The organism is Tistrella mobilis (assembly GCF_039634785.1).
GTDB lineage: Bacteria > Pseudomonadota > Alphaproteobacteria > Tistrellales > Tistrellaceae > Tistrella > Tistrella mobilis.
Genome location: NZ_JBBIAB010000007.1, coordinates 218,681 through 241,385, shown reverse-complemented (window position 1 = coordinate 241,385; position 22,705 = coordinate 218,681). Strand labels below are relative to the sequence as shown.

Here is a 22,705-nt window from a genome sequence, read left to right as displayed (position 1 = left end):
ACCCGGCCGTCCATCTCTGTCCGATGCCCGGGCTATGCCAACCTGCCGGGCCGGTACCGCCTGCCCGGGACATGCATGAAGGAGGAACGGGGATGGACCCGTTCATCGGAGAGATCCGCATTTTCGCCGGCGGCATACCGCCAACCGGCTGGGCCCCCTGCGAGGGCCAGCTGATGTCGATCCAGCAGCACCAGGATCTCTTTGCGCTTCTGGGTGATCGCTATGGCGGCGACGGCCGGACATATTTCGCGCTGCCGGATCTGCGCGGCCGCACGCCCGTCTGCGTCACCAGCCAGCCGGTTCAGGGGGTGAGCTACAAGATCGCCCAGACGGCCGGCGTCGAGGGCGTCCTGCTCGCCGCCTCTGAAATTCCGGCGCATGACCATCCGCTGGTCGCAGTCTCGACCGCGGCCTCTTCGGTCTCGCCGTCGGGGGAGGTCTTCGCATCGGCGCAGCCTGCGGTCTATGCCGCGGGTGGCGGCGATACCATTCCCCTTGCCGCCGGGGCCGTCACCTCGGTCGGTGACGCCGGTACGCATGAGAACCGCCAGCCGGGCCTTGCGCTCTTCTACTGCATCGCGACCACCGGCAACTGGCCGCAGCGCAGCTGACGCCGATCGGGAGAGCCTCATGTACCAGTATCTCGGCGAGATCCGGCTCTTCGCCGGCGACGTCGCGCCATCCGGCTGGGCCTTCTGCAACGGCCAGGCCATGTCGATGACCGAATATCCTGCACTCTATACCGTGCTGACCACGAAATACGGTGGCGACGGCATCAAGACCTTCAATCTTCCGGATCTGCGGGGCCGGATCCCCGTCCATATCGGCCAGGGGCCGGGTGTGGACAGTTACTACCGTCTGGGCCAGACCTTCGGGGAAGAGACGGTGACCCTGACCACGCAGCAGATCCCGCCGCACAGTCATACTGTGCAGATCGCCGCAAGCACGGCTGACGAGACGGCGCCGGCCGGCCGGATGCTGGCGGAGGCGCCGGTACAATCGGGCTTTACCGGCCTTTATACCGACGCTGCACTCCAGTCCGGCAGCACGGGCGCCCTGTCATCCCAGGCGATCGGCACGGTGGGCGGTGGTGAGGCGCATCCGAACGTGATGCCGTCCACCGCGATCAACTACATCATCGCCATCACCGGCAGCATCGCCACCGCGGCGACATCCTGAAGCAGGCACCACCATGGCAGATGCTTTCACCGGAGAAATCCGGGTCTACAGCTTCGACTATGCCCCGCAGGACTGGGCCTTCTGCAATGGCGGCAGGCTGCTGATCGATCAGAACAAGGCCCTGTTCTCGGTGATCAAGAGCTATTACGGCCCGGCGGACGGGACGTTGTTCTATCTTCCCAATCTGCAGGGGACCGCGCCGATGGGGGCGGGGCAGGGGACGGGCCTCACCAACCGGACGCTCGGCAGCATGACCGGCACCGTCTCGGTCACGCTGACCACGGCGCAGCTGCCGGCGCATACGCACGGCCTTCAGGTCGATACCTCGACCACGGCCACGATCCAGACCACGCCCACGGCCAATGTCTCGGTCATCGCCACGCCGGTCTCGGGCGATGTCTTCGCGCCCTATGATCAGACGGCTGCCGTGACCATGGATACAGCGGCGATCGGCGCGACCGGCGGTGGCCAGCCGCATGAGAACCGCTCCCCTCTGCTCGCCCTGAACTTCTGCATCTGCCTCGCGGGCGTCTATCCCGGCTCGTAAGGCAAGAATGCCGCCGCCGGAGAGGCCCGGCGGCGGCCCGATCTTCAGTCCTGCCGGACCAGCGGCAGGTAGTGATGGACCTGGCGCATGGCGACCAGATCCTTGCGGCGCACGACATTGGTCGGATAGGGCGAGCCCGGCAGCGTGCCGGTGTCGATGGTGGCGGTCACCAGGCCTTCGCCTTCGGGAATGAAGGCTTCGCGGCGGGGGAAGGCGAAGCTGTCGGGGCCGAAGATGCCGCTCTTGCCGGCATAGCCCCTCGCCTCGTCGATGTGGTTGGCGGCGACCAGCCAGACATTGTTCTCGCCGGCCCGCACCCGGAACAGCAGCCAGTGATGCGGATCGGCGCCGGTCGGGATCGGCGGGTTCTGCGCCACTTTGCTGCCCGGATGGCCGAAGGAGATCCGCCCTGCGATGGCGGCCGGTGCCGCGATCACGTCGACCCCGCGCAGCGCCAGGACGCGGCCGGCCTCGGGGAAGGCGAGGTCATGGCCGATCAGCAGGCCGAGCCGCCCGAAGGGCAGGTCGAACACCGCCCAGTCGTCACCGGCCGTCGCCCAGCCGGCCTCGGCGGTGGTGAGGTGGATCTTGCGGTAGCGGCCGACGATGCCCTCGGGGCCGACCAGAACCGCGGTCGAATACCGGGCATCGCCCTCGGCCTCGATCAGGCCGGCAACGATGTGGAGGCGGTGGCGGATGGCGATGTTGACCAGCCGCGCGACCTCCGGCCCGTCGAGCCCGACGGCATTGGCGGGCGCGGTGCCGGTCAGCGCATATTCCGGCAGGACCAGCAGCACGGCCCCCTTCGCCGACGCCTCGGCCGCATGCCAGGCGGCCCGCTCCAGATTGGCGGCCGCATCGTCGCCGGGCGTGAACTGGGCGGCTGCCACCTCGAACACACCGCCCTGGGGCAGGGCGCGGTAACCATAGAGGCGGAAGAAGTCGAGCGGGTTCCAGAGGAAGGTATTCGTCATCAGCTCGGCATAAAGCGCGGGCCGGCGCTGGGTGAAGACCGGCTCGCCCAGAACCTTGCGCGCCCGGGCGCGGGCCAGGTCGACCGTGCCGTAGACGACGCCGTCGCCGCAGTCGAGCACCGCTTCCATGCTGCCGTCGGGCCCCAGGATGCAGCTGCCGCCCGAGAATTCGACCGTCCGCTCCAGCCCCCAGCGATTGGCCTCGATCACATAGCAGCCGTTCTCGAAGGCGCGGGTGATCCAATAGGGCGCCGGGCAGCGCTCGGCCAGCCAGTTGCTGATATGGCAGATCACATCCGCCCCGCCCAGAGCATCGAGGCGGGCGGTCTCGATGAAATGGATGTCCATGCAGACCAGCATGGCGATGCGGCCGATCGGGGTTTCGAACACCGCATGCTCGTCGCCGGCCACCGCCCATTTGGGCTCGGCGATATAGGAATGGCTCTTGCGGTGGCGGCCGATCACGCCGTCGGGGCCGATCAGCACGGCGGTGTTGTGATAGAGGTTCGTTTCAGGGTCGACCTCGGGCATGCCGATGACGATGTAGCAGTCATAGGCATGGGCCAGCACCGCAAAGCGGTCGGTGGTGGGGCCGGGCACCGGCTCGACGAAGGGGGCGACTTCGGCGCGGTCGTACCAGCAATAGCCGGTCGTCCCCATCTCGGGCGTCACGATCAGCTTCGCGCCGCCCTGTGCGGCCGTCTCCACCAGGGCGAGGAGGCGGGTGATGTTGCGCTCCTTCTCGTAGAGCGTCGGCTCGAACTGGACGGCGGCGACCTTGTAGGACGTCTCGGTCATGATGCGGAACTCTCTGTAACCGGAAATTCTGAGGCGGGGGAATGGCCGGGCCGGCCGGTCACACCGCCATGTGGCGGTGGACCAGCTCGTCGGTCAGCGTCTCGATCGGGCCGCCTGCGGCGATGCGGCCCTTTTCGAGCATCACGAAGCCGTGGGCGACCGCGCGGACGAAGTCGATGTTCTGCTCGACCAGGATCACGGTCAGCCCGTGCTCGCGGTTGAGCCGCGCGATCACCGCGTGGATCTCTTCCACGATCGAGGGCTGGATGCCCTCGCTCGGCTCGTCGAGCAGCAGCAGCTTGGGGTTGGCGGCCAGTGCGCGGGCGATGGCGAGCTGCTGCTGCTGTCCGCCCGAGAGCACGCCGCCACGGCGGTCGTAATTCTCGGGCAGATAGGGAAACAGCTCGGGCACCAGCGCCGGCACCTCGATGCGGCCGTCGGTGCGGGCGAAGGCGCCCATCAGGATGTTTTCGTGGATGGTGAAGTCGGGAATGATCTCGCGGCCCTGGGGCACATAGCCGATCCCGGCCCTTGCCCGGCGGAAGGTCGGCTCGTGGCCGATCTCGGTGCCGTCGAGCCGGATGCTGCCCGACATGCGGTCGGTGAGGCCCATGATGGTCTTCATGAGCGTGGTCTTGCCGGTGCCGTTGCGGCCCAGCACCGCGGTGATCCGGCCGGCGGGCGCTTCCAGCGCCACGCCCTGCAGCACATGGCTGCGGCCGTAATAGCTGTCGATCGCGGACATCTGCAGCATCAGCCGATCCCCTTCGTGCCGAGATAGGCGGCGCGCACATCGGCATTGGTCTCGATCTCGGCGACCGTGCCCTCGGCCAGAACCCGGCCCAGATGCAGCACGGTGATCCGGGTCGCGATCTCGCGGACGAAGGCCATGTCGTGCTCGACCACCAGCAGGGTGTGGCTGCCCTTGAGGTCGTTGATGATCCGCGCGGTCTTGAGCGTCTCGGCCTGGGTCATGCCCGCGGTCGGCTCGTCGAGCAGGATCACCCGCGGGCTGCGCACCACCAGCAGGCCCAGCTCCAGCCACTGGGTCTGGCCGTGGCTGAGGAAGCCCGCGACAATCTCGGCCTCTTGTGCAAGGCCGGTCAGCTCCAGCACCTCGTCCACGCGCCTGCGGCCCGCGGCATCCAGGCCGAAGCCCAGATTGGCGCGGACGCTGGGGGCGCGGAAGGCGGCGACCTCCAGATTGCGGCGCACGGTCAGCTCGCGGAACACGCTCGGGATCTGAAACTTGCGCCCCAGCCCGGCGCGGGCGATGCGGTGTTCGGGCCAGTTGGTGATCTCGGTATCGTGCAGATGCACGCGGCCCCGGCTCGCCCGGGTGCGGCCCGAGATCAGGTCCATCAGCGTGGTCTTGCCGGCACCATTGGCGCCGAGCAGCACCCTGAGTTCGCCGTCGGCCACCGTGAGGTTCACCTCGTCAACGGCCCTGAAGCCGCCGAAGGAGACGCCGAGCCCGTCGAGGGTCAGGGCGATGCCGTGTCTGGTTCCGGCGGTCATTTCCGGCCCTCCGCCTTGCGGGTCGCACCGCTCACCCGGTCGATCAGGTCATGGGCGAGGCCGCCCAGGCCGCGCGGCATGAACAGCACCACCAGGACGAAGATCAGCCCGATCACCGCTTTCCAGGCCTCGACCAGGGCTTCGGTCTCGCTGGCGCCGGCCTCGATCATGTTGATGAGGATGGCGCCGATGCAGGCGCCGAGCAGGCTGGAGCGGCCGCCGACCGCCGCCCAGACCACCATGGTGATCGAGAAGGCGAGGTCCATGAAGGTGGGCGAGGCGAACTCCGCCACCACGACGTAGAGCATGCCGGCAAGCCCGGCGATCCCGGCCGAGACCGCAAAGAAGAAGATCTGATAGGCCGGCACGTCGAAGCCCAGATAGCGGGCGCGGGTGGCGTCGTCGCGGATCGCCTGCAGCACCAGGCCGGCGCGGGTTTCGACCAGCAGCCGGGTGGCGGCGAGCACCACCAGCAGGGTGATCGCGACCAGATAATAGGTGGCCTGCGAATAGGGATCGAATTCGAAGCCGCCGATGGTCAGCCAGCCGAGATCGGTCAGGCCGTTGAAGCCGTTGGTGAAGGGCTGGGCATCGATGACCAGCAGCCGGACCAGCAGCACCAGCGCAAGCGTGATGATCGAGACGAACACCCCGGCGATGCGCTTGCGGAACACCACCATTCCCAGCAGGAAGGCGACCGTCACCGGCAGGGCCAGCCCCATGAAGATGCCGAAGCCCTGAGAGATGAAGGGCTTCCACAGGAAGGACGAACCGGTGATGCAGCAGAGATCCGTGGGTGCGCCCGGCTCGGCATTCCAGAGCATGAAGTCGGGCACCGGCGTGTCCGAGCCCTGGGCAAGGCTGGTCGGGCTTGCGAGCTTCAGCGACATGGCGAGCATGTAGGCGCCGAAGCCGAAGAACAGGCCCTGGCCGAGATTGAGGATGCCGGCATAGCCCCAGGAGAGCGAGATGGCCACACCCAGCATGCCGAAGACCAGATACTTCGCCATGCGGTTCAGCCAGAAATCGTCCAGGAAGGCCGGGGCCACCAGAACCAGGCCGGCGAAGGCCAGATAGGCGAGGAGGGTGGTGGTGGTCGAGAGACGCATCCGCATGGCTCAGCGCCCCTTGAACGAAAAGAGGCCGGCCGGCTTCACGATGATGATCAGGATCACCACCCCGAAGACGATGGCACGTGCCAGAATGTCGTTGGTGACCGCGGCCGCGACCGCGTTGATCTCGCCCAGCATGCCGGCCGAGAGCACCGAGCCCAGCAGGCTGCCGACACCGCCCGCCACCACGACCAGGAAGCCGTCGACCACCATGGAGCTGCCCATGTCGGGAAAGACGGTCTTGAAGCCCGACATCATCACGCCCGCGACCCCGGCGAGGCCCGAGCCGAAGGCGAAGGTCAATGCATTGACCCGGGCGACGTCGATGCCCGAGGCGGCGGCCATGCGCGGGTTGCGGATGATCGCCCGGACCTGCATGCCGATGCGGGTGCGGTACATGATCGCCCAGGTGAGCAGGGTCAGCACCAGGGTGACCGCCACGATGAACACCCGGTAGGCGTTGATCGAGCTGCCGGCGATGGTGATCGTGGTCTGCAGGATATGGGGAACGGCGACGTTCTGCAGGCCGGGGCCCAGCCCCTGGATGTGGATGCCGAAGAAGCTGAGGCCGAATTCCAGGCGCACCGCCTGCTGCAGCAGGATCGCAATGCCCCAGGTGGCGAGCAGGGTGTCGAGCAGCCGGCCATAAAGCCGGCGCACCACCACCCGCTCGATCGCCCAGCCGATGGCCGCCGCCGAGAGGAAGCCGAGCGGCAGGGCCGCGAACAGGCCCAGATCCAGCCAGATGCCGGAGAGCACGGCGGTATAGGCGCCGATCATCACCAACTCGCCATGGGCCATGTTGATGACCCCCATGGCGCCGTAGGTGATGGCGAGGCCGAGTGCGACCAGCAGCAGGATCGAGCCCAGGCTGAGGCCGATGAAGAGGATGTCGAGCATGTGGGACGGACTCCACCCGTTGTCGGCCGCCGCAAAGACCCCGTAAGACAGAGGGGAAGGCCGGAACCTTCGCGGCGGCCGGAATTGGGCGTCAGCCCTTCAGCTTGGCGCTGTCGAGGCCCTTGGCGGTGCAGAACAGGTTGTCCGCGGTCTCGCCATAGGCGGCATAGGGCAGCGGGCGGATCGGCTCGGGATAGGCGTTGACCACCTTGCTCTGGCCGTCGGCCTGCCACTGGCCGATGCGCGGGGTCAGATAGGCGTGCAGATTGTCGCCGTCGATGGTGACCTTGCCGCCCGGCGCGTCGTAGCTCTGGCCGCCGATCGCGGCGCGGATGTCGTCGGCCTTGACCGACCCCGCCTTCTCGGCCGCCTGCTTCCACAGGAAGACCTGGAAATAGGCGGCTTCAAGCGAGTGGTAGGTCAGCGCCGCCGGATCCTTCACGAAGGCGCGGTAGCGCTCGATGAAGGCCTTGTTGGCGGGAGTGTCGAGCGACATGAAATAGGGGAAGGAGGTGTAGCTGCCGGCAGCGTATTCGGCGCCCATGGCCGCGATCTCGATCTCGGAGGTCACGGTCGCGCAGATCGGCACATCGGCCTGGGACATGCCCTGGTTCTTGTATTCGCGATAGAAGGCGACGATCGAGTCGCCGACCACGTTCGAGAGCACCACATCCGCTCCGGATTCCTTGATCTTGCGGACCATGGTCGCCCATTCGGAATGGCCGAGTTCCAGATACTCGTCCGCCACCCATTCGGCGCCGGCCTCTTCGATCAGCTTCTTGCTGACCTTGGCCATCTCACGCGGGTAGACGTAGTTCGAGCCGACGATGAAGAACTTCTTCTTGCCCAGCGTCTTGACGATCCAGGGAATGTAGTTGCCCAGCTGCTGGTTGGGGACCGCGCCGGTATAGACCACATTCTTCGAGCACTCGAAGCCCTCGTAATGGGTCTGGTAGAACAGCATGCCGTCACGGCGCTCGAACAGCGGCAGCACCGCCTTGCGGCTGGCCGAGGTGTGGCAGCCGAAGACCGCGTTCACGCGGTCGCGGACCAGCAGCTTCGAGGCCTTCTCGCTGAAGGTCTTGGGGTCCGAGGCGCCGTCCTCGACGATCACCTCGACCTGACGGCCGAGCACGCCGCCCTGGGCGTTGACTTCCGAGACCGCCATCATCACGGCATCGGCCAGCATCTTCTCGACGATCGAGAGACCACCGGTCTGGGAATAGAGCGCGCCGACCTTGATCGTGTCGGCGGCAAGCGCCCGGCCGATCAGCGAGGGGGCGGCCACGGCGGCAAGTGAGGCGGCAGCGGAGGATTTCAGCAGCGAGCGTCGGGTGATGCTCATGGGGTCGGTCTCCCGATGACGATGAGGTGAAGCCTCGGGCGTTTTCGCCCGTGATGTTTGGCGCGCGTGGCGCAGGTCGGCGCAGTCTTCGAAGCAGTCGTGGAAGGCGGGCGGTCGTGGAAGGGGGCCGGAAGACCGGGGTGTCCGGTCGGCATCCGGGGGGAGGAAGGCCGTCGGTGGAGGGATTTCACGCCTGTCGGACAGAGCATGAGGCATCTTTCTCCCGTTCTGCGCTCAAGTAGAACGCAGTGGGTTCTGCCTCGTTTTCTGGTCGAGGGTGAGTGCCGACAGCCCTGTCGGCATGGGCATAAAAAAACCTCGCAGACCCCGGAAGGCGGGGTTGCGAGGCATCCTTGCCACGTGCCGGTCGAACATCCCCGTTCTTCCGGCGGCAGCACGGCGTGGCCTGAATTTATACCGGGTGACCCGATTTCAGAGGACGCCGACTGCTGCTCAGATCTTGAGCATGCGCGAATGTTAATCAGCTTTGCGGGGCAGGGTCAAGAGGTCCTCGGTCTTCACGATCGCGGCCGCGATCTCTTCCATCGGCACCCGGCGCGCCATGGCCTGGCGACGGATGAACTGGTGCGCCTCGTTCTCGCTCAGGCTCTTCGATGCCATCAGGATCGCCTTGGCGCGGGCGAGCGTCTGTTCGCCGACCATCTTGCGGCGCAGCTTGCGCGCCTCCTTCAGCAGCCGCTGGCGTTCCAGCCACAGGCTGCGGGCGATGGCGAGGTTGGTGAGCAGGCCGAAGGGTTTGAGCGGCTTTTCCAGCACCGCGAAGGCACCGCTCTCCAGCACGATCTGGAGCGTGCCCGGATCCTCGTAGCCGACGATGGCGATGATCGTCGGCGGCACCGGCCCCAGGGATTTCAGCAGGCGCTCGATCCCGGCCCGGTACTCGACCGCGATGGTCAGCAGCACCACTTCGGCATTGGCCGGCAATTCCGCCGGCACCGGCCAGAGCGTGGTGACCATGCAGCCGATGCGGCGGAGATGATCGACCAGGAAGGCGCCCTCCTCGTCCGGCGGATGGACCACCAGAACCTTGAGGCCGAGAAGATCACGCAGCAGGGCGACCGACACGTGGGGGCGCTCCCGTGAAGGAGGGTCAGAGGCCTGCCACCGGCAGGCCATCGGCCGCCGGGGCGTCGAGACGATATTCCAGCATGTACGGATCGGGTCTGACCCGGGTCTTCGGGTCATAGACCAGATCGAACTGACCCGCCGCCGTCACCCGGCCGACCTTGGGCCAGAGATGGGTGTGGTTGTTGTCGCGCTCGATCCGGATCCGGCCCTGCGGGGCGTCCACCTCGACCTCGTAGAGCTGGGGCAGCAGATCCTGCGCCCGGTCGCTTTCGGCCCGGGCGAGGGCGGCTGCATAGAGATGGACCTGGAAATACGCCGCTTCGGCCGCCGCCGCAATCACCGCATCGGCGCCGAAGCGGCGCCGGAAGGCCGCCACGAACCTGTGGTTGGCCGGGGTGTCGATCGCGGCGAAATAGGGCGAGACGCCGATATGGCCCTCGGCGATGCCCGGGCTCATCTGGGCGATTTCGGCCTCGCTGGTCGACTGGCTGGCGATGGGCATGGTGGCCGGGTCGAAACCGGCGGCACGATAGGCTTCGTAGAACCGGGCGATGCCGTCGCCGACGACGGTCGAATAGATCACGTCCGGCCGCGTGCGCCGGATCTGGGCGATGACCTCGTCCATGTCGATTTCGTCCACCGCCAGCGGCACATACATCTCGTGCAGCACGGTGCCGCCGGATTGCAGATAGAGATCGGCGATGATCCGGTTGGATTCGTAAGGGTAGACGTAGTTCGAGCCCACGATGAACAGCCGCTTGCCGTAATGGGCGGTCAGATAATTCACCAGCTGGACCGAGTTCTGGTTGGGGCAGGCGCCGGTATAGATGCAGCTGCGGGAATATTCGAAGCCCTCGTAGAGGGTGGGGTAGAACAGCAGCGCCTTGCGTGCCTCGACCACCGGCAGCACGGCCTTGCGGGTGCTGGACATGTAGCAGCCGAAGATCACCGGCACCCGCTCCACATCCAGCAGATGTTCCGCCTGATCGCGATAGAGCCGGGGCGTCGAGGCCGGGTCCAGGACCACCGGCTCGATCTGCCGGCCCGCAATGCCGCCCGCGGCATTGATCTCTTCGATCGCGAGCAGCGTGCCATGGCGCTGGGTGCGTTCCACCGCGGCGGTGACGCCGGTGTCGGAGAACAGCACGCCCACGCGCCAGCTATCCGGTATCGATCTCTTGCCCATGGCCCTGCACATAAAAAAAGCCCCCGGCCGGCACGAAATGCCGACGGGAGCTGCCCTGCTCACAATCACATGACGGACATCGCCCGCCTTTCGGACAGGCTACGCCCAATGACGGTGCGTTGCAACATGATCGGCGGTGCCCCCGCATGGCAGCCATGCGGGCCGGGCCGCATCGCGGGCTCGACAGCGGCCCCCCGGCGCCGGTCATAATCCGCCCAATGAAACGCGCGCGCGGCAGTGCACCGGCGCGCCTGGGTGTGGGAGGCCGGATCATGAGCGCGCGCGACCCTGCAACGCCGGACGAGGACCGGATCCCCTGGCGGGCGGCCGCGGCGGCCTTCGCCTCGGTGCTGATCGGCCTGGGGCTTGCCCGCTTCGCCTATACACCGATGATCCCGGCCCTGGTCGAGGGCGGCTGGTATGACGGCGCGGCGGCGGCCAGCCTGGGGGCGGTCAATCTGGGCGGTTATCTGGCCGGGGCCCTGGCGGCGGCACCGCTGGCCCGCCGGGTGCCGGTCGCCATGCTGATCCGGATCGCGATCGCCCTGACCGTGATTTCTTTCGCGGCCTCGGCCGTGCATCTGGGCTATGGCTGGCTGGCGGTCTGGCGCGCGACCGGCGGCATCACCGGTGCCATCCTGATGATCGTCGCGGTGCCGGCGGCGCTGTCGGCGACACCGATCCGGCGGCGCGGCCGGGTGGCCGGGCTGGTCTTCACGGGTGTGGGACTGGGTGTGGTGGTCTCGGGCCAGCTGGTGCCGATCGCGGCCGGTTTCGGCGTGGTCGAGGCCTGGGCCATGCTCACCGTCTTCGCCCTGGTGCTGGGCGTTGTCGGCTGGAACGGCTGGCCGCGCGAGGCCACGGGGCCGGCGGTCGGGGGCGGCCATCTGGGCGTGCCGCCGGCCGCCACCGGTGCGGCCCTGGCCCTGATCGGCCTTGCCTATGCCCTGGATGCCTTCGGCTTCGTGCCCCATACCCTGTTCTGGGCGGATTACGTCGCCCGTACCCTGGGTCTCGGCCTTGCGGCCGCCGGCGCGTCCTGGAGCCTGTTCGGCCTGGGTGCCGCCTTCGGGCCGATCACCGTCGGGCTGGTCGCCGAGCGGATCGGCTTCGGGCGCACCCTGGTGGGAGGGCTGGTCATCAAGGGCACCGCCATCGGCCTTGCCGCCTTCACCACCGCCCCCTGGGCATTGGCGGCGAGTGCCGCGGTGGTCGGGTTGCTGACGCCGGGCATGGGAACGATGGTCGCCGGGCGGATCACCGAGATCGCGAGCCCGCATCGCCAGCGCCAGGCCTGGGCGGCGATGACCGTGAGCTTCGCGGTGGCGCAGAGCCTGTCGGGCTTTGCGATGACGGAATGGTATGCGGTGTCCGGCGAGCACCGGCCGCTGTTCATCGCGGGCGCCGTGGCGCTGTTCCTGGGGGCGATCGCGGCGGCGCTCACGCTGCGCCGGCGCTGAGCCCTGCGGCTCAGGTCAGGAAGTGCACCAGGGCGTAGACCAGTGCCTTGAACAGGGCGACCACGACGGCGGCGGCGACGGCGCAGCTGATCAGGCCCAGCATATAGCCGATCAGCACCGTCAGCCCGTCACGCTCGATGAGGCCGAGGGCGATCACCGAGATTGCGATGGCCGGTGGGTTGTTGCCGAAAGGGATGGGCAGCACCAGCACGATCGACAGGATCACCAGGATCACGCCGAGCAGCCGTTCGGCCTTGCCCTCGATCACCCAGGCGCAACGCGGCTTCAGCAGGCGCTCCACCTTTTCGAGCCAGGGCAGGGCCTTGTTGAAGACCATCATGAAGTCGGTCTTGCGGAACGACCGGCGGGCCAGGAAGGCGGGCAGCCAGGGGCTGCGCTGGCCGAGCATCAGGCCGATGGCGAAGGGAACGATCGGCGCGCCCAGCACGGCCGAGAGGCCGGGAATGCCCAGCGGCAGACAGTTGGGCAGGGCGAAGAGCAGGATGAGGGCGGCGAAGGCGCGATCGCCCATCACCGTGGTCAGATCGTGCAGGCTGATACGCTCACCGGGCCAGTCCCGGATCAGCCGCTTCAGAACGTCCGACGTCCGTTCAGGACGAGGCGGATGCCCGCCGCTGGAGGCGGCATCCTCGTGGAGCGTCATCATCCCATCCGTCACGCGGCTCGTTCCGTTCCTGTATGGCCCGCTTCCGGCCCGGAAGCTGTTGCCTGCGGCCGCCATTCTGTCGGGCGGTCCTCCCCCGGATCGTCCGTCGGGCGATCCACGGGTCAAGCATGCGGCCTGCATATTAACCAATGCTTTCGGACGGAGGGAGGCGCAGAATTTCATAAAATTTGCATGTCGGCCTCTCGTCATCCGGAAAGACGATGTCCATGTGACACGCTCGTGCCGCCCGGCATGCCGTGGCCGGTTGCAAGCAGGCGGGCAGCGGCGGTACCGTCGGTCTGCCCATCCCGAAACCGAGGCTCGGACCGCCCATGATCCGGACGCGTTTCCGCACCGCTCTTTTCATCGCTGCGGTCGCGGCCGCGCTTGTGCCCCTGCTTCGGCCGTCTGCGGCCCGCGCACACCCGCATGTCTGGGTCACGGCCGAGGCGACGCCCGAGACGGTCGACGACAAGGTGACGGCGATCCAGCTGAGCTGGACCTTCGACCCGATGCTGAGCGCAGTTCTGATCCAGGATTTCGACAGGAATGCCGACGGCCGCTACGATGCTGCCGAACAGGCGGCCCTGACGGCCGAACTGCTGAAGAACATGTCGGAATACGGCTATTTCACCCATGTCCAGGTCGATGCCTCTTTCGTCGATCTGGCCGGGGTCGACGGCATGGCCGCCGCGATCGGCGACAAGGTCGTGACCATGACGTTCCGCGCCCGCCTGAAAGAGCCGGTCGACCCGCGAAAGCACCGCATCACCCTCGGGGTCTATGATCCGGAATACTACATCGCCTTCGACCTGCCGGCCGGGTCGCTGCACCTCAACGCGCCGCCGCTCGACCTCTGCCGCCCGGTCGCGCGTGAGGACACGCTCAATCCCATCTATTTCGGCTATGTGAACCCCGAGGTGATCGATGTCGTCTGCCCTGCGCGCTGACCGGATGCAGAGGATCCGGGCGGCGGTGCTCGCCTGTGTCGCGACCCTGCTGCCGGCCTTCCTGCCGACTCTGGCCCTGGCCTCCAGCTATCTGGGGCGCGGCGGCGGGGCGACCCCGCCGCCGGCACCGGTGACCGAGGCGGCGGTCGGGGCCGGCATTCTGGGCCCGGTGCTGATGCAGATCATCACCTGGCAGGGCGAACTCAATGCGCTGATCTCGGGCCGGCTGGGCGAGGCGGTGCGCGAGGGCACCATCCTGCCCGCCCTGACCGTGATCGGCCTCGCCTTCGTCTATGGTCTGCTGCACGCGGCCGGCCCCGGTCATGGCAAGGTGGCGGTGGCGGGCTATCTGGCCGGCCGGCCAGCCGATGCACGAACCAGCATGGTGATGGGCGTCGCCATCAGCCTGATGCAGGGGGCGGTGGCCATTCTGGTGATCGGCGGCCTTGCCCTGATTCTGGGGCGGCAGGGGTTGGGACGGATGACCGATCCGCTGGCGCTGGAACTGGCGAGCTATGCCCTGATCGCGACGATGGGCGGCTGGATGATCGTGAACCTGCTGCGCGGTCGCGCCGCCTGCGGCCATGATCACGGGCACCACGATCACGGGCACCACGACCATGGCCATCACGACCATGGGCACGACCAGTCTTCCGGGTGCCATGCCTGCGGCCACGATCATCATCATGATCACCACGATCACGGCCACCACGCCCCACCGGCCCGGCGCCACCCCGATGCCTTCTGGGGCATGATCGTCGCGGCCGGCATCCGTCCCTGTTCCGGGGCGATCCTGCTGCTGCTGTTTTCGATGAGCCAGGGCGCCTTCCTGCTGGGGGTCACGGGCGTCGTGGCGATGAGCCTGGGCTCGGCCATCACCGTCGTGCTGATCGGTCTGGGCGTGGTCGGGGTCCGGCGGTCTCTCGTGGCCCTGGCTGCCGGCGGCGGGTCGCGCACCGCCCGTCTGCTGGATCGTGGCCTGGGCTTTCTGGCGCCGGGCATGATCATGGTCTTCGGTCTGTTGATGGCCTGGGCGACCTGGATCCGCATCTCTGCGGGCATCTGAAAGCCGATACCAGCAGGGGATGCATACTCCAGCTATTTAGTCGCCTCATGGTCGACAAGTGCAGATGATTAGCCTAGTCTGAATGCGTCCGGCGTTTTCGCCACCACGGTGGGACATGCCTGCGCATGAAGACGGACCCGACACTGCCAGAAGATCCGGGCCTGTTTGCCGATATTGTCGATGCCACCCATGATGCGATCGTGGTCATCGACGAGCGCGGGACCATCAGGCTTGTCAACCGGGCGACGGAGTTGATCTTCGGCTATACGCCGGACGAGCTGGTCGGCAGGAATGTCAGCCTGCTGATGCGGTCAGAGGAAGCCGAGGCCCATGACGGCTATCTGGCCGCTGCCGACAGCGATCTGCGCCGCCGGATCGTCGGCCGCGGCCGCCAGCTGCTCGGCCGTCGGCGCGACGGGTCTCTGGTGCCGATCGATCTGGTGGTCAGCATGCTGCCGCGGCCGGGCGGGACCCGGTTCTATATCGGCACAATCCGCGACCTCTCGGACCGGAAACTTGCCGAGGAAAGCCTGCGTCTCGGTTTCGAGAGCAGCGGCGTCGGACAGGCGATGATGTCTCCCGACGGGCGCCTGCTTCGGGTGAACGGAGCACTGGCCAGAAGTCTTGGCTATGAACAGGGGCGGCTGATCGGCGGCGATATCCGCGCGATCCTGCATCCCGATGATGTCGACGCCGCGCATGAATGGCTTGCGGCCATCCGCGCGGGCGGGCGATTGCGGGACGGCATGCGGCTGTGTCGTCACGTCGATGGCCGCAAGGTCTGGTTCCGGGTCGCGGGTGCCGTCATCCGCGACGGCAAGGGCCACCACGCGCATTGCATCGTTCAATTCGCCGACGTGACGCCCCTGGTCGAAGCCGAGCACCGGCTGACCATGGCACTGGCCGCGGCCGAGACCGCGAGTGCGGCCAAGACGGCCTTCCTCGCCCATATGAACCACGAGCTGCGCACGCCACTGAATGCGGTGATCGGCTTTGCCGAACTGCTGATCGCGGGCCTGCACGGGGCGCTGCCGCCCCGGCAGCGCGACTATGTGGATGCCATCCATCAGGCGGGCTGCCGGCTGCTCGCGATCGTGGACGACATCCTCGACCTCACCCGGCTGGACGATCCGTCGATGCTGGAGACCCAGGACGTCGATGTGAGCGGGGTGGTGCGCAAGGGCCTGGAACGGGCGGCCGTGGCCGAGGGGCGGGCGGATGTGGTGGTCACCGTCACCATCGATCAGGGCGTGACCCTGTCGGGCGATTCCGCGGCGACGGTCCGGATCATCGCCAATCTCGCCTCCAATGCGATCAAGTTCTCAAGCCCCGGCGGGCGGGTCGCCATCGAAGCCAGTCGCTATGACGGCGATGCCGGTCATGGGGTGATCATCCGGGTTCGGGACGAAGGGCCCGGCATGCCGGCCGGGCTCGCCGCGGATGTCGGCCGGCCGTTCGAGACCGGCGGCGGGGTTCTGTCGCGCAACCACGGCGGCGCCGGGCTGGGCCTCGCCATCGTGCGCCGGCTGGTGATGCTGATGGGTGGCATGATCTCGGTCGATACCAGTAGCGGCAGCGGCACCACTGTCGTCGTCGATCTGCCGGACCGGCAGCGGGTGGGGCAGGTCGCCTGATCCATGGCCGGCCGGCATGCGTAAAACGACAGGCGTCGTACCCCTTGCCGGAGGCTTCCCCATGCATGCGCCTGGCGTCTTCCGTCTGTATTCCCTGGCCCTGATCCTGGTCGCGGCCGTTCTGCGTCCGGCCCAGGCGGAAGAGAAGGGCCGCGTGGTCGAGCTTCTGGATCTCCCCCGCCATGCCGCGCTGATGCGCCATGCCACGGCCCCGGGCACCGGCGACCCCGACCATTTCCGCCTGGACGATTGCACCACCCAGCGCAACCTGTCCGAGGCGGGGCGTGCCGAGGCGCGCGAGACCGGTCGTCTGCTTCGGGCAGCGGGGCTGGCCGATGCCCTCGTGCTCACCAGCCGCTGGTGCCGGGCGACCGACACCGCCCGCGAACTGGATCTGGGCGAGGTGGATCCGTTTCCGCCGCTCGACAGTTTTTTCCGCGACCGCAGCCGCGAAGATGCGGCACGGCGCGACATCCTGGCCCGGATCGCCGAGCGCAAGGCCGGCGATCCGCCGCTGATCATGGTCAGCCACCAGGTCAACATCACCGCCGTCACCGGCATCTTCCCGGCATCGGGAGAGATCGTCGTGGTCGAAGTGCTGCCGGACGGAACCGCCGCGGTGCGGGCGCGGCTCTCCCCTTGATCGCCCGGCCGGCGTCTCCCCCTCGGAACCATCAGGATGCTTACCCATGACCTCCCCTTCTGCCGGCCCCACCCCTTCTGCCGGCCCCACCCCTTCTGCCGGCCCCACCCCTTCTGCCGGTCTTCGCCGCACCGCCCGTCCCCCCGTCTTCTCAGGGCGGTCGCTGCTGGCCCTGCTGGGGTTCCTCGTGGTCTCTGCCGTGGTCTCGGGGCTTGGCGGTGCGGTCACCACGCCCGAAATCGACGGCTGGTACCGCACCCTGCCCAAGCCCGGTTTCACCCCGCCCGACTGGGTTTTCGCGCCGGTCTGGACCACGCTCTATATCCTGATGGCGGTGGCGGCCTGGCGGGTCTGGCGCAAGGCCGGCATTGCCGGGGCACGGGGGGCCCTTGGCCTGCATCTCGTGCAGCTGGCGCTCAACCTCGCCTGGTCGGTCCTGTTCTTCGGCCTGCATCAGGTCGGCCTGGCGCTGGTCGACATCGTGGTGCTGCTGGTGGCCGTCACTGCGACCGCGATCGCCTTCGGCCGTCATGATCGTGTGGCGGGGCTGCTTATGCTGCCCTATCTCGCCTGGGGTGCCTTTGCCACCGCGCTCAATGCCTCGATCTGGCTCAATCTCAGCCCCGGAATGTGACGAAGCGCACAGAAGGGCCGGGTTCGGGCTTGCATGGATCGGGCAGGTGGTCCCCGTTTCCGGTGCATAGACGCAAGGCCCGCGCCTCCGTAGATTGCGGCATCTCCGACTTGCTGCTTTGCGGAAACCTGCCCCTGCCATGCAGACCGGACCTGCCATCTCCCACGATCCGGCGCTGTTCGCGGATATCGTGGATGCCACGCATGATGCGATCGTGGTGATCGATGATCACGGCATCGTGCAGTTCGCCAACCGTGCCACCGAACTGATTTTCGGCTACAGCCCGGCCGAGCTGGTCGGGCAAAGCGTCAATCTGCTGATGCGGCCCGAAGAGGCGGCGGGCCATGACCGCCATCTGCGCACGGCCGATCCCGACATTCGCCAGCGGATCATCGGCCGGGGCCGGCAATTGACCGGCCGCCGCCGCGACGGCACGCCGGTGCCGATCGATCTGGTCGTCAGCATGCTGACCCGCAGCGACGATGTCCGGCTTTATATCGGCACGATCCGTGACCTGTCGGACCGGCGGCTGGCGGAAGAAAGCCTGAGGCTGTCTTTCGAAAGCACCGGCGTCGGTCAGGCCGTGGTCGGGCTCGACGGGCGGATGCTGCGGGTCAATCTGGCGCTGGCGCGCAGCCTGGGCCGCGAGGCGGCAGCCCTGGCCGGGGCGGATTTCCGCAGCCTGATCCATCCCGACGACCTGGCGGCCGCGGAACGCTGGCTGGCCGCCGCCCGGGTCGACGGCCGGCCGCTCGACGGCATGCGCCGCTATATTCATGCCGAAGGCCATGTCGTCTGGTTCCGGGTGGCCGGCGCCGTGATCCGCGATGCCGACGGCAATCCCGCCCATTGCATCACCCAGTTCGCCGATGTCACCCCGCTGGTCGAGGCGGAGCGCCGTCTGACCCGGGCGCTCGCCGCCGCCGAGACCGCGAGTGCGGCCAAATCCGCCTTCCTCGCCCATATGAATCACGAGCTGCGCACGCCGCTCAACGCCGTGATCGGCTTTGCCGAACTGCTGATCGAAGGGCTGCACGGGCCCTTGCCGCAGCGCCAGCGCGACTATGTCACCGCCATCCATCAGGCCGGGCGGCGGCTGCTCGCCATCGTCGACGACATCCTGGATCTCACCCGCCTCGACGATCCGTCGCTGCTGGCGTCCGAGGCGGTGGATCTGGGCCAGATCGTGCGCCAGGGGTTGGATCGGGCGGCAGCGGCCGAGGGCCGGCCCGATGTCACGGTCAAGGTGGCGATCGCCCCCGATGCGGCGCTTGCCGGCGATGCCACGGTGATGGTGCGGATCATCGCCAATCTGGCGTCGAACGCGATCAAGTTCGCGCGGCCCCGGGGGCAGGTCTGCATCGAGGCGATGCCGGGCACGGCCGGGGTGGTGATCCGGGTGGAGGATGACGGTCCCGGCATGCCCGATGCGCTGGCCCGCGACATCGGCCGGCCCTTCGAGACCGGCGGCGGGGTTCTGTCGCGCAACCATGGCGGGGCAGGGCTGGGCCTTGCCATCGTCCGCCGGCTGGTCACGCTGATGGGCGGCCGGATCCGGGTCGAAACCGGCCGCCTGGGCGGTACGATGGTGATCGTCGACCTGCCGGACCGGCAGATCGACGATCGGGCCGCCTGATCGGAAGAAGGCCGATCAGAAGAAGGCCTGAATGCCGGTCTGGGCGCGGCCCAGGATCAGGGCATGGATGTCGTGGGTGCCCTCGTAGGTGTTCACGGTTTCCAGGTTCACGAGGTGCCGGATGACGTGGAATTCGTCCGAGATGCCGTTGCCGCCATGCATGTCGCGGGCAAGGCGGGCGATGTCGAGCGCCTTGCCGACATTGTTGCGCTTGAACAGCGAGATCGCCTCGGGCGCCGCCCGGCCCTCGTCCATCAGCCGGCCCAGGCGCAGCACGCCCTGCAGGCCCAGCGTGATCTCGGTCTGCATGTCGGCCAGCTTCTTCTGGATCAGCTGGTTGGCGGCCAGCGGCCGGCCGAACTGCTTGCGGTCGATCACATACTGCCGGGCCTGATGCCAGCAGAACTCGGCCGCGCCCATCGCCCCCCAGGCGATGCCGTAGCGGGCCTTGTTCAGGCAGCCGAACGGGCCCTTCAGCCCCTTCACGTTCGGCAGCAGGTTTTCCTCGGGCACGAAGACGTCGTCGAGCACGATTTCGCCGGTGATCGAGGCGCGGAGCGACATCTTGCCCTGGATCTTGGGCGTCGAGAACCCGTCCATGCCCCGCTCGACCACGAAGCCGCGGATCACGTCGTCATCGGTCTTGGCCCAGACCACCGCGATATCGGCGATCGGCGAATTGGTGATCCACATCTTGGCGCCGTTCAGCCGCCAGCCGCCATCCACCCTGGTGGCCCGGGTCTTCATGCCGCCCGGATCCGAGCCGTGATCGGGTTCGGTCAGGCCGAAGCAGCCGATCATCTCGCCGGTGGCGAGTTTCGGCAGGTATTTCCGGCGCTGCTCTTCCGAGCCATAGGCGTAGATCGGGTGCATGACCAGCGACGACTGCACGCTCATCGCCGAGCGGTAGCCGCTGTCGACCCGCTCCACCTCGCGGGAGATCAGGCCATAGGCGACATGCGAGACGCCCGGGCAGCCGTATTCCTCGGGCAGGGTGGGGCCCAGCAGGCCCAGCGCACCCATCTCGTTCATGATCTCGCGGTCGAAATGCTCACGCCGGGTGCCGTCGATCACCCGGGTCAGCAGCCGGTCGCGGGCGAAGTCACGGGCTGAATCGCGGATCATCCGCTCGTCTTCGGTCAGCTGGTCGTCGAACAGCAGCGGGTCGGACCAGTCGAAGGCGGCGGCGGCTTTGGGCGAGGTTTCCATATGGCTCATCGGTGTTCGGGCCTTGTCGCGGGTCTTGTGGAGCGTCTCCTGCCGTCGAATATAAGGAGGCGACAGGGCGGTGTGGCCGAAAAATCGGCCATGTCCGCCTTGCGGAATATATGACTGCCACGCGGAATAAAATCAGCGGAGACGGAGCATGAGCGAAGCCCTGACCGGCGAGGATCTGGCCCCCTATGGCTGGAACGGGCATGCGCCCGAAGACTGGGCGCCCGATCTGGCGGCGATCAAGCGCGCCGCGGCGGAGCCGGAGATCCTGCCGCTGCTTTCGGCACGCTGGAGCCCGCGAGCCTTTGCCGATGTCGATCTGTCCCTCGACGATCTGGCGCCGGTCTTCGAAGCGGCGCGCTGGGCACCCTCGGCCAATAATCAGCAGCCCTGGCTGTTCGTGGCCGCCAGCCGGTCCGAGGATCCGGAGGGCTTCGAACGTCTGGCCAACTGCCTGCTGCCGGGCAACCGGCGCTGGGCACCCCGGGCACCGGTGCTGGTGCTGGCCGCGGCCCGCACGCTTCGTCCCGACGGCAAGCCGATCGGCACGGCACTCTATGATCTGGGCCTGGCCGTCGGCATGATGACGGTGCAGGCCACCGCCGAGGGGCTGTGGCTGCACCAGATGGCCGGTTTCGATGCCGGGGTGGCCACCGGCACGCTGGGCCTGCCGGAAGACGTGCAGCCGGTGGCGATGATTGCGATCGGCCCGATCGGCGATGCCGCCGAGCTGCCCGAAGATCTGCGCGGCCGGGAAATTTCGGCGCGGGAGCGCCAGCCCCGCGACGCCTTCGTTCACCGCGGCCGCTTCGGCGGTTGAGCCCGAGATTGTCGCGGCCGGCCGGGTCGGGCCGGCCGCGGATGTCTCAGTTCAGGATCGGGCAGAGCGCCGGATCCATCGGCCGGATGACATCGGCCGCCGGCACCCGGTCGAGCACTTTGTAATAGTCCCAGGGACCCGTCGACGCGGCGGGGCTCTTCACCTCCACCAGGTGGTAGTCGCGCATCAGCCGGCCGTCCCTGCGGACCTCGGCATCCCTGGTGAAGAAATCATTCACCCGGATCTCGCGCATCTTCGCCGCCACTGCCCGCGGCTCGTCGGTGCCGGCGGCCTCCACCGCCTTCAGATAATGCAGCACCGCCGAATAGGTGCCGGCATGGATCTGGGACGGCATGTTGCCGCCGGTTGCGGCCTCGAAACGTTTCGCGAAGGCGCGGGTGGCGTCATCCATGTCCCAGTAGAAGCCGGTCACCACCTGCAGCCCCTGGGCGACCTCCAGCCCCAGCCCGTGGACGGTGTGCAGATAGAACACCGTCGCCGCCAGCTTCTGCCCGCCCTGGGTGAGGCCGAATTCCGAGGCCTGTTTGATGGTGTTGATGGTATCGACGCCGGCATTGGCGAGCGCCACGATTTTGGCACCCGAGGCCTGGGCCTGCAGCACATACGAGGAATAGTCGGTGGTGCCGATGGGGTGGCGCACGGCCCCCAGAACCTTGCCCCCGGCCGCTTCCACCACCGGGGTCAGTGCCCCTTCCATCGCCTTGGCGAAAGCGTAATCGGCCGAGATGTAGTACCAGCTGTCTCCGCCCTGGGCGACCACGGCCTTGCCGATCGCCTGGGCGATCGAGAAGGTGTCGTAGAGCCAGAGGAAGCCGGTTGCGGCACAATCCTGGCCATAGATCCGGTCATTGGCCGAGCCGACATGGACAACCAGCCGCCCGTCGCTTTTGGCCAGTTCCTGCACGGCCAGCGAGACCGCCGAATTGGCGATGTCGAAGATGCCGTCGACGCCGTCCTGATCATACCAGCGCCGCGCGGTGCCGGCGCCGATATCCGGCTTGTTCTGATGGTCGGCCGAGACGACCTCGATCGGCTTGCCGAGCACCGTGCCGCCGAAATCCTCGATCGCCAGCCGGGCAGCCGCGGCCGAGCCGGGGCCCGAGGTATCGGCATAGGCGCCCGACTGATCGTTCATCACCCCGATCCGCACCACCTCGCCGCTGATCTCTGCCGCTGCCGCCATGCCGGCCGTGCCGCAGATCAGGCCGGCCGCCAGCGCCGTGCCGAGCACACCCCGCTTCACCCGTTCCATCGTCGTCTCCCTCCCTCTGGTCCGGCTCGTGGCCGGGCTCGTTTGCGGGTGAGCTTAGC

Annotated in this window: 22 protein-coding genes; 11 read left to right on the top strand and 11 right to left on the bottom strand. The window is 67.7% G+C overall.

Annotated elements, in window-relative coordinates; genetic code table 11:
• The first annotated feature begins 92 nt into the window (after positions 1-92).
• Genes WI697_RS12640 through WI697_RS12630 form a run of 3 tightly spaced genes read left to right on the top strand, consistent with a single transcriptional unit; the run spans position 93 to position 1,726 of the window.
• Positions 93-611, top strand: a complete 519-nt coding sequence (locus WI697_RS12640) for a phage tail protein (protein ID WP_345958703.1) — start codon at positions 93-95, stop codon at positions 609-611.
• 19 nt (positions 612-630) lie between these two features.
• Positions 631-1,179 (top strand): phage tail protein, encoded by a 549-nt coding sequence (locus WI697_RS12635; RefSeq protein WP_345958702.1) that lies wholly within the window; start codon positions 631-633, stop codon positions 1,177-1,179.
• A 13-nt stretch (positions 1,180-1,192) separates the two neighbouring features.
• A complete protein-coding gene (locus WI697_RS12630; RefSeq protein WP_345958701.1) occupies positions 1,193-1,726 on the top strand; it encodes a phage tail protein in 534 nt (177 codons plus the stop codon).
• 44 nt (positions 1,727-1,770) lie between these two features.
• Here the strand turns inward: WI697_RS12630 and WI697_RS12625 are convergent, their stop codons facing one another.
• From WI697_RS12625 to WI697_RS12590, 8 genes are all read right to left on the bottom strand, one after another.
• Positions 1,771-3,498 carry a nitrilase-related carbon-nitrogen hydrolase gene (locus WI697_RS12625; RefSeq protein ID WP_345958700.1) on the bottom strand — a complete coding sequence of 576 codons (1,728 nt, stop codon included), beginning with the start codon at positions 3,496-3,498 and terminating at the stop codon, positions 1,771-1,773.
• A 58-nt stretch (positions 3,499-3,556) separates the two neighbouring features.
• The gene (urtE, locus tag WI697_RS12620) at positions 3,557-4,252 is read right to left on the bottom strand and encodes an urea ABC transporter ATP-binding subunit UrtE (protein WP_296714110.1); all 696 of its coding nucleotides are present in this window, start codon (positions 4,250-4,252) and stop codon (positions 3,557-3,559) included.
• Positions 4,252-5,016 (bottom strand): urea ABC transporter ATP-binding protein UrtD, encoded by a 765-nt coding sequence (gene urtD / locus WI697_RS12615; RefSeq protein ID WP_345958699.1) that lies wholly within the window; start codon positions 5,014-5,016, stop codon positions 4,252-4,254. Before urtD ends, urtE begins: the two co-directional genes overlap by 1 nt.
• Positions 5,013-6,125, bottom strand: coding sequence for an urea ABC transporter permease subunit UrtC (gene urtC / locus WI697_RS12610; RefSeq protein WP_014744016.1), 1,113 nt, complete (start codon positions 6,123-6,125; stop codon positions 5,013-5,015). The genes urtD and urtC overlap by 4 nt, the downstream gene beginning before the upstream one ends.
• Before the next feature lie 9 nt (positions 6,126-6,134).
• Positions 6,135-7,028, bottom strand: coding sequence for an urea ABC transporter permease subunit UrtB (gene urtB / locus WI697_RS12605; protein WP_014744017.1), 894 nt, complete (start codon positions 7,026-7,028; stop codon positions 6,135-6,137).
• Between the two features lie 91 nt (positions 7,029-7,119).
• On the bottom strand, positions 7,120-8,373 hold the full coding sequence (locus WI697_RS12600; protein WP_345958698.1) for a transporter substrate-binding domain-containing protein: 1,254 nt from the start codon (positions 8,371-8,373) through the stop codon (positions 7,120-7,122).
• Between the two features lie 477 nt (positions 8,374-8,850).
• Positions 8,851-9,459, bottom strand: a complete 609-nt coding sequence (locus tag WI697_RS12595) for an ANTAR domain-containing response regulator (protein WP_014744019.1) — start codon at positions 9,457-9,459, stop codon at positions 8,851-8,853.
• A gap of 25 nt (positions 9,460-9,484) precedes the next feature.
• On the bottom strand, positions 9,485-10,648 hold the full coding sequence (locus tag WI697_RS12590) for a transporter substrate-binding domain-containing protein (protein WP_345958697.1): 1,164 nt from the start codon (positions 10,646-10,648) through the stop codon (positions 9,485-9,487).
• Between the two features lie 272 nt (positions 10,649-10,920).
• Between WI697_RS12590 and WI697_RS12585 the strand changes: the two genes are divergently transcribed.
• Positions 10,921-12,108: a YbfB/YjiJ family MFS transporter gene (locus tag WI697_RS12585; protein WP_345958696.1), complete on the top strand. Its 1,188-nt coding sequence runs from the start codon at positions 10,921-10,923 to the stop codon at positions 12,106-12,108.
• A gap of 10 nt (positions 12,109-12,118) precedes the next feature.
• Here WI697_RS12585 and WI697_RS12580 read toward each other — a convergent pair whose 3' ends face one another.
• Positions 12,119-12,787: an exopolysaccharide biosynthesis protein gene (locus tag WI697_RS12580; RefSeq protein ID WP_345958695.1), complete on the bottom strand. Its 669-nt coding sequence runs from the start codon at positions 12,785-12,787 to the stop codon at positions 12,119-12,121.
• Positions 12,788-13,107: 320 nt separating this feature from the next.
• Here WI697_RS12580 and WI697_RS12575 point away from each other — a divergent pair, with 320 nt between their 5' ends.
• The 6 genes from WI697_RS12575 (at position 13,108) to WI697_RS12550 (ending at position 19,338) form a co-directional block, all read left to right on the top strand.
• A complete protein-coding gene (locus WI697_RS12575; protein ID WP_062768874.1) occupies positions 13,108-13,725 on the top strand; it encodes a DUF1007 family protein in 618 nt (205 codons plus the stop codon).
• Positions 13,703-14,791 (top strand): nickel/cobalt transporter, encoded by a 1,089-nt coding sequence (locus tag WI697_RS12570; protein ID WP_345958694.1) that lies wholly within the window; start codon positions 13,703-13,705, stop codon positions 14,789-14,791. Before WI697_RS12575 ends, WI697_RS12570 begins: the two co-directional genes overlap by 23 nt.
• Before the next feature lie 125 nt (positions 14,792-14,916).
• Positions 14,917-16,425, top strand: a complete 1,509-nt coding sequence (locus WI697_RS12565; RefSeq protein ID WP_345958693.1) for a PAS domain S-box protein — start codon at positions 14,917-14,919, stop codon at positions 16,423-16,425.
• A 61-nt stretch (positions 16,426-16,486) separates the two neighbouring features.
• Positions 16,487-17,068 carry a histidine phosphatase family protein gene (locus tag WI697_RS12560; protein ID WP_345958692.1) on the top strand — a complete coding sequence of 194 codons (582 nt, stop codon included), beginning with the start codon at positions 16,487-16,489 and terminating at the stop codon, positions 17,066-17,068.
• Positions 17,069-17,231: 163 nt separating this feature from the next.
• Positions 17,232-17,702 (top strand): TspO/MBR family protein, encoded by a 471-nt coding sequence (locus tag WI697_RS12555; RefSeq protein WP_345958750.1) that lies wholly within the window; start codon positions 17,232-17,234, stop codon positions 17,700-17,702.
• Positions 17,703-17,841: 139 nt separating this feature from the next.
• A complete protein-coding gene (locus WI697_RS12550; protein ID WP_345958691.1) occupies positions 17,842-19,338 on the top strand; it encodes a sensor histidine kinase in 1,497 nt (498 codons plus the stop codon).
• Between the two features lie 15 nt (positions 19,339-19,353).
• Here the strand turns inward: WI697_RS12550 and WI697_RS12545 are convergent, their stop codons facing one another.
• Positions 19,354-20,547 carry an acyl-CoA dehydrogenase gene (locus WI697_RS12545; RefSeq protein WP_345958749.1) on the bottom strand — a complete coding sequence of 398 codons (1,194 nt, stop codon included), beginning with the start codon at positions 20,545-20,547 and terminating at the stop codon, positions 19,354-19,356.
• Positions 20,548-20,704: 157 nt separating this feature from the next.
• Here WI697_RS12545 and WI697_RS12540 point away from each other — a divergent pair, with 157 nt between their 5' ends.
• Positions 20,705-21,373 (top strand): nitroreductase family protein, encoded by a 669-nt coding sequence (locus WI697_RS12540; protein WP_345958690.1) that lies wholly within the window; start codon positions 20,705-20,707, stop codon positions 21,371-21,373.
• A 46-nt stretch (positions 21,374-21,419) separates the two neighbouring features.
• Here WI697_RS12540 and WI697_RS12535 read toward each other — a convergent pair whose 3' ends face one another.
• Positions 21,420-22,646 (bottom strand): ABC transporter substrate-binding protein, encoded by a 1,227-nt coding sequence (locus tag WI697_RS12535; protein WP_345958689.1) that lies wholly within the window; start codon positions 22,644-22,646, stop codon positions 21,420-21,422.
• Between the last annotated feature and the right edge of the window lie 59 nt (positions 22,647-22,705).